This window comes from Actinotignum stranguriae (genome assembly GCF_051265215.1).
GTDB classification, from domain to species: domain Bacteria; phylum Actinomycetota; class Actinomycetes; order Actinomycetales; family Actinomycetaceae; genus Actinotignum; species Actinotignum schaalii_C.
Window position 1 is genome coordinate 20,628 of sequence record NZ_JBOZCJ010000027.1, and the last position, 9,155, is coordinate 29,782.

At 59.9% G+C, this 9,155-nt stretch carries 5 protein-coding genes and 1 pseudogene; 2 read left to right on the top strand and 4 right to left on the bottom strand.

Going from position 1 to position 9,155, the window contains the following annotated elements; all coding sequences use genetic code 11:
* Nucleotides 1-66: 66 nt before the first annotated feature.
* The 3 genes and pseudogenes from pflA to guaA form a co-directional block, all read right to left on the bottom strand.
* Nucleotides 67-945 carry a pyruvate formate-lyase-activating protein gene (gene pflA, locus ACRQEG_RS08515; protein WP_087070580.1) on the bottom strand — a complete coding sequence of 293 codons (879 nt, stop codon included), beginning with the start codon at nt 943-945 and terminating at the stop codon, nt 67-69.
* A gap of 3 nt (nt 946-948) precedes the next feature.
* Nucleotides 949-3,339: pseudogene (pflB, locus tag ACRQEG_RS08520) on the bottom strand (formate C-acetyltransferase).
* Between the two features lie 420 nt (nt 3,340-3,759).
* A complete protein-coding gene (gene guaA / locus ACRQEG_RS08525; protein ID WP_087070578.1) occupies nt 3,760-5,337 on the bottom strand; it encodes a glutamine-hydrolyzing GMP synthase in 1,578 nt (525 codons plus the stop codon).
* 221 nt (nt 5,338-5,558) lie between these two features.
* On the opposite strand from guaA, the gene pta reads away from it, so the two are divergent.
* Nucleotides 5,559-7,187, top strand: a complete 1,629-nt coding sequence (gene pta / locus ACRQEG_RS08530; protein WP_180948664.1) for a phosphate acetyltransferase — start codon at nt 5,559-5,561, stop codon at nt 7,185-7,187.
* Between the two features lie 130 nt (nt 7,188-7,317).
* The gene (locus ACRQEG_RS08535) at nt 7,318-8,493 is read left to right on the top strand and encodes an acetate/propionate family kinase (RefSeq protein WP_026428236.1); all 1,176 of its coding nucleotides are present in this window, start codon (nt 7,318-7,320) and stop codon (nt 8,491-8,493) included.
* Between the two features lie 173 nt (nt 8,494-8,666).
* Here the strand turns inward: ACRQEG_RS08535 and ACRQEG_RS08540 are convergent, their stop codons facing one another.
* Nucleotides 8,667-9,080, bottom strand: coding sequence for an electron transfer flavoprotein subunit alpha/FixB family protein (locus ACRQEG_RS08540; RefSeq protein WP_435732733.1), 414 nt, complete (start codon nt 9,078-9,080; stop codon nt 8,667-8,669).
* Nucleotides 9,081-9,155 lie beyond the last annotated feature (75 nt).

The window sequence follows — 9,155 nt, forward strand, 5'->3', positions numbered from 1 at the left end:
CGCAAGCACGCACACAAAAGGGCCGCATCCCTTTCGGGACGCGGCCCTTGGCGTCATCCGTAGCGTTTAGAAAGCCGGGGTGTTCAGCCCCAAGCGCCGGAAGTGCTCCCGCGCTTCTTCCACGGCTTGTGGTGACGGCGGTACGACGTCTTCCAGTTGGTAGTCATAGCCAAGTGAATGCCACTTGTCTCGCCCCATCTGGTGGAACGGCAGAACCTCAACGCGGCTCACCGCGTTCTTCCACCGTGCAACGATCTTCGCAACGTTCTCCACGTTCTCCGGATCGTCTGTCAGCCCGGGCACGAGTACGAAACGTACCCAGATTTCCTTGCCCGCGGCAGCCAATCGATCACCAAAATCAATGGTCGGTTGCAGTTCGCGGCCGGTCGTGCGCTTATATACTTCCTCGGATCCCGATTTCACGTCGAGCAACACCATGTCGATGTAATTCATCATTTCGTCGTCGACGTTACGGCCGAGATAACCGGAGGTATCGATACACGTATGGATTCCCATTTCTTTGGCGCCGCGAAGCACGGTCTTGAGGAAGGCGGGCTGCATTAAGCATTCGCCACCCGAGATCGTGATTCCGCCGCCCGTCGCCTTGAACATGCGACGGTAGCGCTTCCAGCGCCGCAGCAATTCATCGGAATCCACCGGCTGACCGTCCTTCATAATGAAGGTGTCAGGGTTATGACAGTACAGGCACCGCAGGGGGCACCCTGCCATGAAGACTGTCATTCGGGTCCCGGGCCCGTCCACCGCGGTCACAAGTTCCCACGAGTGGACGGAACCGAGGGTTCCCTCGCGCATCTTGCGAAGCCGTTCTTTGCGTTCGATGTCGTCGAGGACATCGATGCCTCCCAGACCGGCCCCCTGCAACCGACCGGTCGGCGCTTCGAAATCTTGAAGGCCGACCGGTGCTAGTCGCAACTCAGCAGACAATGGTTATGCCGAGTGATGGAAGGTACGCGACAGAACGTCGAGCTGCTGTTCGCGGGTCAGCTTCACGAAGTTCACGGCGTAGCCGGAAACGCGAACGGTCAGGTTCGGGTACTTCTCGGGGTGATCAATCGCGTCCTCGAGGGTGGAGCGATCCAGCACGTTGATATTGGCGTGGTACAGACCCTGCACCCCACCGTTATCTTCGCGAGCAGCCTTCATCGACTCGAGACGCTCTTCGTAGGTCTTAGCCATTTTTTACCTTCTTTTCTTTGTTGGGGGTTGAATCTTAGAGTTTTAGTCTTCTTCAGCCATGAAGCCGGCGTCCATAATTCCGACCAGGTTCTTGACCTGCTCTTCCTTATTGCGGCCGAGGCCAGCCGGCGTAATGGTATTCGTCAAGGAAATACCATCGAGGGCATCCTTGTAATCCAGCTTACCAACGGACATCATGGACGCCACCATACCGTGGGTATCCATGCCGTTCTCCGGGTTCGCGCCCGGGGAGAACGGGGTGCCGGCCTTGTGGCCGGACGGGAAGGAACCCGTGGCCTTGCCGTACACCACGTTGGAGGTAATGGTCAGCACCGACTGGGTCGGGATGGCGTCGCGGTACATCGGGATCGCCTTGATCTTCGACATGATGGTGTGAACCACGGTTGCCGCGATGTCATCAGCGCGGTCATCATCATTACCGTAGATCGGGAAGGTGCCTTCCGTCTTGTAATCGACAACGAGGCCGGTCTCATCGCGAACCGGGTAGACCTTCGCGTACTTGATCGCGGAAAGCGAGTCCGCCACGATGGACAGGCCGGCAATACCGCAACCCATGGTACGGATGATCTCCGAATCGTGGAGAGCCATCTCCACCGCTTCGTAAGCGTAGCGGTCATGGCAGTAGTGGATGATATTGAGAGCTTCAACGTAGGTGCCAACTACCCAGTCAAGCATCTCTTCGTACTTCTGCCAGACTTCGTCGAAGTCGAGCGGGCCATCGCCTTCGAGCGGGGTGAACAGACCCGGTTCGGTCACCTGCTTGCCGGTCATCTCATCGCGGCCGCCGTTGATGGCGTAGAGCAGGGCCTTAGCGGAGTTCACACGAGCCCCGAAGAATTGCATCTGCTTGCCCACCCGCATCGGGGAGACGCAGCACGCGATGGCGGCGTCGTCGCCCCACTGGTTACGAATCTGTTCGTCAGATTCGTACTGGATGGACGAGGTTTCGATGGAAATGGCCGCGCAGAATTCCTTGTAGCCTTCCGGAAGCGCCGGATCCCAGAAAATGGTGATATTCGGTTCCGGAGCCGGACCCAGGTTACGCAGGGTCTGGAGCAGGCGGAAGGAGGTCTTGGTGACGAGGGTACGCCCGTCATCACCGAAGCCGGCATCCGACCAGGTGGCCCAGTAAGGATCACCGGAGAAGATCTGATCGTAATCGATGGTGCGCAGGAAGCGGACGATACGCAGCTTCATGACGAGGTTGTCAATCATTTCCTGCGCGTCGGTTTCCGTAATGGTTCCGGCGGCCAGATCGCGCTCGAAGTAAATATCGAGGAAGGCGGAGAGGCGGCCAATGGACATGGCCGCGCCGTCCTGGCTCTTCACGGAAGCGAGGTAGCCGAAGTACAGCCACTGCACGGCTTCGCGCGAATTCTTCGCCGGGCCGGAAATATCGAAGCCGTAGATCTCACCGAGGGTCTTGAGCTTCTTCAGAGCCTTGATCTGCTCGGCGTGTTCCTCACGGAAACGAGCCCAGTGCTCGGAGAAGGGCTGATCGGCCACGGAATCCTTCATGGCCTGCTTCTCTTCGATGAGCTTATCCACACCGTAGAGGGCCACGCGGCGGTAGTCACCAATAATGCGGCCACGGCCGTAAGCATCCGGAAGACCGGTAATAATGTGCGAGGAACGGGCCGCGCGAATACGCGGGGTGTAAATATCGAAGACCGCGTCATTGTGGGTCTTGCGGTAGCGGGTGAAGATCTTCTTGATCTCCGGGTTGACTTCCTTGCCCGCTTCCTTGATGGCGGTTTCCACCATGCGCCAGCCGCCATTGGGCATCATCGCGCGCTTGAGCGGAACATCCGTCTGCAGGCCGACGACGACGTCGTCGTCTTCGGAAATGTAGCCGGCGGGGAAAGCGTCAATATCGGCCGGGGTGTCGGTGTCGACGTCGTACACGCGACGGCGGCGCTCCTCGGAGAGGTAATTTTCCTCAAGAGACTCCCACAGCCGGGTGGTCTTCTCCGTCGGGCCGGCCAGGAACGAAGCATCCCCTTCGTAGGGGGTGTAGTTCTTCTGGATGAAGTCACGAACGTCAATGGCTTCATTCCAGATGCCGGACGTGAAACCCGCCCAGGCTTCCTCTGTTGGGGTATCGGTAGCAGTGCGCTCCATGTGCGTCTAACTCTCCTTGTGTCGTGTCAGTACCCGTTATTATCCAAGCATAAAGCAATTTGCAAGCGGAACGGATGTTCCGTAAGAAATTGCCGCACGCTTGCGTCCGCACCGTATCCACGCCTTCGCGTGAATCGCTACGGCACCGAGGTAACAAGTCCTGATTCTTTTACCTGTTGTCCGTATCAATCGGTCAGGCACAAGCGACTCTCGATTGTATTGTCCGGCACGGGCGGCGGGCGTATATCACTCGCTGTCCGCGCCTACATTTATCCTAACGCGCTTGCGTGAAAAAACATTCCCAGACACGTGAGATGAGCGGCGCACATTCCCGCGACGCCCCCGGCGGGCGCGCCGATACGCGACTTCACGTCGCCACCCCTCTCACATGTGTGAGGAATCACTTTTTAACTGCGAATGTTACTCCCATTCAATTGTTGCCGGCGGCTTGGAGGTCACGTCCAGAACCACGCGATTAACTTCCGCCACGGAGTTCGTGATGCGGTTGGAGATATGGGCGAGCACATCGTAGGGAACCCGGGCCCAATCGGCCGTCATCGCATCTTCGGAGGAAACCGGGCGCAGCACGATGGGATGCCCGTAAGTGCGGTGGTCACCCTGCACGCCCACGGAATGCACCTCGGCGAGCAGCACCACCGGGCACTGCCAAATCTCAGCATCCAGCCCGGCCGCGGTGAGTTCTTCGCGGGCGATGGCATCGGCTTCGCGCAGGATACGCAGGTTATCTTCAGTGACTTCACCGATCACGCGGATCGCCAGGCCCGGCCCCGGGAAGGGCTGGCGGGCCACGATTTTCTCCGGCACGCCCAGTTCGCGCCCGATGGCACGCACCTCATCCTTGAAGAGGCTACGCAGGGGCTCGATGAGTTCGAAATTCATATCTTCGGGTAGGCCGCCCACATTATGGTGGCTCTTAATATTGGAGGCGCCTTCTCCCCCACCGGATTCCACCACGTCCGGGTAGAGGGTTCCCTGGACAAGGAATTTCACATCTTCCCCGCCGCCGAGCTTATCTACCAGCTGACGCTGCGCGCTTTCGAAGGAGCGGATAAATTCGCGCCCGATAATCTTGCGCTTTGTTTCCGGATCGCGCACGCCGGCCAGCGCGGAGAGGAAGCGCTGGGATTCATCAATGGTGAAGATGCGAATGCCGGTGCTTTCCGCGTAATCGCGTTCTACCTGCTCGCGTTCGCCGGCGCGCAGCAGCCCGTGGTCAATAAAGAAGCAGGTGAGCTGGTCACCAATCGCTTTGTGCACGAGCGCCGCGGCAACCGAGGAATCCACCCCGCCCGAGAGCGCGCAGATCACCTGCGCGGAGCCGACCCGCTCGCGAATCTGAGCCACCTGCTCATCAATGATGGAGGACGGAGTCCAGTTCGGGCTAATTCCCGAGCCTTCGTAGAGGAAGTTTTCCAGAGCGGCCTGGCCGCGCTGGGAGTGGAGCACTTCCGGGTGCCATTGCACGCCGAAGAGCCGGCGCTTGCGATCTTCAAAAGCGGCCACCGGGGTTTCATCGGTGGCGGCCGTGACGGTAAAGCCTTCCGGGGCTTCGCTCACGGCATCCCCGTGGCTCATCCACACGATTTGCTTATCTTCCAGGCCGGCGAAGAGGCAGGAATCGCCGGCGGTGCGGGCTTCGGTGCGCCCGTATTCGCGGGTGCCGGTACGCCCCACGCGCCCGCCCAGGGCCTGGGCCATCGCTTGGAAGCCGTAGCAGATACCGAGGATAGGCACCCCGGCCTCAAAAATGTCCTTATCGATTGCGGGCGCACCTTCCGCGTACACGGATGCCGGGCCGCCGGAAAGGATAATGGCCGCGGGCTTTTTCGCCAGCATATCCGCGGCGGACATGGTGTGCGGAACAATTTCTGAATAAACGTGTGCTTCACGAACGCGCCGCGCGATGAGCTGAGCGTACTGCGCACCAAAATCGACAACAAGAACCGGGGAATTATCGCTGGTATTCACGCTGTTCATTCTAGTGATTAAAACGCGCCGGCGCCTACTGGGAGCCGGCCCGCACCCGGAAGGGTTCTAGGACCTTCGTCACCGGATAGGAACGACGACGCCCACCCGCCCGCGTGGACCTGAGCTGGGCATGCACATCAGCTCGCAAGATGTGAGATTATTTGAAGGGATATCCCGGCGTGGATACGCCTATTTTTTCAAGGGTCCTCACGGGCCGGAAGGATAAGAAAGTGACCTACAGCGTATATTTCACCGCGGTAGAAGGTAATGCGGGCACCCAGGCGGTGGCCAGCGCCTACGTTGATGTACTCACCTCTACTTACAAGAACGTCGGGGTGTTCCGGGCGTTCACCAACGGAAATATCGAAAATGACTCCGCCTTCCTTCAGCTGCTCGACCAGGTTGGCCGCGGCGAGGATCGCGATATTGCTTGGGGTTCGAGCCGGCAGGCCTACGTGGCTGACGAAGAAGAAGCCATGACCCAGCTGGTGAATCGCTACACCGATTACGCCCAGAATTTCGATGCGGTTCTCATTCTCGGCATTCTGGATGGGGATCCCATTAATCCCGGGATGCTTTCGCGTACCGGCCGCACCATCGCCAACCTGGGCACCACCGGCATCGTCGCCGTGTCAGCGGCTCAGCGCAGCGCCGCGCAGGTGGAGGTTGTTGCCCAGCTTTCCGCGAAGGAAATCAAGGATCGGTACGGCACCCTGAGCGCCCTCATTGTTATTGACGCTGATGAGAACGTCCCCACCACCATGCGTGACCTGGGTATTCCTACTATTTATCTACCCGATGGCGAGGCGCGTTCCTTCACCGATAAGGATCGGGCCACCCTCGTTGCCGCGATGGAAGAGGAATCCTCGGTTATTACCCCGCTGTCCTTCCAGGCTTCCCTGGCGGCCCGGGCCCGCAAGGCAAAGAAGCGCATTGTTATGCCGGAGGCCGAAGATGACCGCATTCTGCTGGCCACCGCCCAGATTCTGGCCCGCGATATCGCGGATATTACCCTGGTTGGGGATAAGGATGAGGTTCTCGCCCGCGCCGCTGAGCTTGGCGTGGATGTCTCCGGTGCGGAAATTATTTCGATTGATGATCCGGAGCGGGTGCGCCGCTACGCGGAGAAATTCGCTGAATTGCGCGCCAAGAAGGGCGTGACCTACGAGCAGGCCGTGGAGAAGATGAAGGATCCTTCCTACTACGGCACCATGATGGTCTACATGGGCGATGCCGACGGCATGGTTTCGGGTGCGAACCACACCACCGCAAATACCATCGTTCCCTCCTTCCAGACCATCAAGATGAAGCCCGGCACGAAGACGGTTTCCGGTGCCTTCCTCATGCTCATGGATGATCGCGTCTACGTGTACGCCGATTGCGCGGTCAATACCAATCCCACCCCGGAAGAGCTGGCCGGCATCGCTATTGATTCGGCCCGCACCGCCCAGCAATTCGGTATTGAGCCGCGCGTGGCCATGCTCTCCTACTCTTCGGGTACCTCCGGCAAGGGCCCGGATGTGGATGCGGTGCGCGAAGCCACGGAGCTCGCGAAGAGCCTGGCACCCGAGGGCGTGCTGATTGACGGCCCGCTCCAGTATGACGCTTCGGTGGATGCTGCGGCCGCGAAGAAGAAGCTGCCGAATTCCCCGGTGGCCGGCCGCGCCACGGTTTTCGTTTTCCCGAACTTGAATGCCGGCAATATCGGCTACAAGGCCGTGCAGCGTTCTTCGGGCGCGGTCGCCGTGGGCCCGGTGCTCCAGGGCCTGAATAAGCCGGTGAATGATCTTTCCCGCGGCGCGCTCGTGGAGGATATCGTCAATACCGTGGCGATTACCGCGATCCAGGCGCAGGAATAACCAGCACCAACCGGAAACAACCTGCAATTCGCGGGAATCCGCAGGCATGAGCCGGAACAACCCGTATCCGGCATTACACTGAAGTTATAGGGGTGGGCCTCCACCCGGTCACAGACACAAGGAGATCATTTTGTCCGTTCTCGTAATTAATTCCGGCTCCTCCTCGATCAAGTACAAGGTCGTGGATCCCGAATCGGGTGAGGAACTCGCCTCGGGCCTCGTGGAGCAGATTGGTCTGCCCTCCGGTCACGTCAAGCACGAACACGGCGAGGACGTGCGCGAATGGGAAGGCCCCATTCCCAACCACGAAGTCGGTATGGAGAAGGTGCTCGAGTTCTTCGACGCCGCCGGCCCGTCCCTGCATGATGGCTCCATTCGCGCCGTCGGGCATCGCGTGGTCCAGGGTGGTAAGTACTTCGATGGCCCGGCTCTTATTACCGATGCGGTGCGCCAGAAGATCGAAGAGCTCCAGCCGCTCGGCCCGCTGCACAACCCGCCGGCCCTGGAGGGCATCAAGGTGGCGCAGCGCCTGCTGCCGAATGTCCCGCACGTGGCGGTTTTCGATACCGCGTTCTTCCAGAGCCTTCCGGAAGAAGCGGCACGCTACGGTCTCAACCGCGAGATTGCCGATAAGTATGAGATCCGCCGCTACGGCGCGCACGGCACCTCGCACCAGTATGTTTCCGGTGAGGTAGCGAAGATCCTGGGCCGCGATGATCTCAAGCAGATCGTGCTGCATATCGGTAACGGTGCCTCGGTGTCCGCGGTGGATTCGGGCCGCGCGGTGGAGACTTCCATGGGCCTGACTCCGCTGGAGGGCCTCGTTATGGGTGGGCGCACCGGCGATATTGATCCGGCTGCCGTCTTCCACCTGGCTCGCCAGGCGAAGATGTCCATTGATGAGATAGATAAGCTCTTCAACCGCCAGTCCGGTATGGCCGGTCTGACCGGCTCTTCCGATCTGCGCGATGTGCACGCGATGGTGGAGAAGGGTGATGAGAACGCGAAGGAAGCGGTAGATATTTACGTCCATCGCATCGTCAAGTACATCGGCTCCTACACCGCGATTCTTGGCGGCCTGGATGCCCTGACCTTTACCGCCGGTGTGGGTGAGAATGACGATATCATCCGCAAGGAAGTCCTTGACCGCCTGGCTCCCTTCGGTGTCAAGTACGACGCCGAGAAGAACGCCACGCGCTCGAAGAACGCGCGGGAGATCTCCACGGAGGATTCCACGGTGCATGTGCTCGTGGTCCCCACCAATGAGGAGCTGGCCATCGCCCAGCAGGCTATGACGCTCGTCTAAGCACGCGCCCGTTATTTTCGGGTACGACGACGCAGTGGGGGGAGCAACCGTTCCGGTTTCTCCCCCCACTTATTGGGCTACGTGGTGATTGAGGAGTGATTGCTAGCCGAGGCTGGCCCCCATATCCGGGGCTGAGGCTGGCACCTATTTTCAGGACCGGGGCGACTAACTAGCTATTGGTTTTCGGGGGCCGGGGCTGCGACCCGCTTCCGGATGAGGGTAATGAGCTCGGGAAGCACCGTGTAGAGGTCTCCGACAATTCCGTAATCGCAGAATTCGAACATTTCCGCTTCGGGATCATTATTGATCACCACGATGACTCCGGAATCCGTGACTCCCGCGGTGTGATGCGGCTGGCCGGAAATACCGATGGCGATATACAAATCCGGGGCGATAACCGTGCCCGAGAGCCCCACGTAGGAATCGCGCGGGAGCCAGGCATCCCCTTCGGCCAGCGGGCGGGTTGCGCCTTCCGCGGCATCGAGCACCTCGGCGAGTTCGTGGAAGAGCCGCAGGTCCTCCTTGGCGGCGAAACCGCGGCCGGCACCGACCACCCGGGTGGCGGTGGCCAAGCGCCGTTCGGACACATCTTCCGATTCGGCTGCCGATATTCGCGAACGTGAGGAAAGTGGCGGCGCACCGATTCTTCAGAACGACGACGC

Coding starts and splice junctions, on each gene's coding strand:
- guaA (WP_087070578.1), bottom strand. CDS start 5,337: ATGAACAGCGTGAATACCAGCGATAATTCCCCGGTTCTTGTTGTCGAT.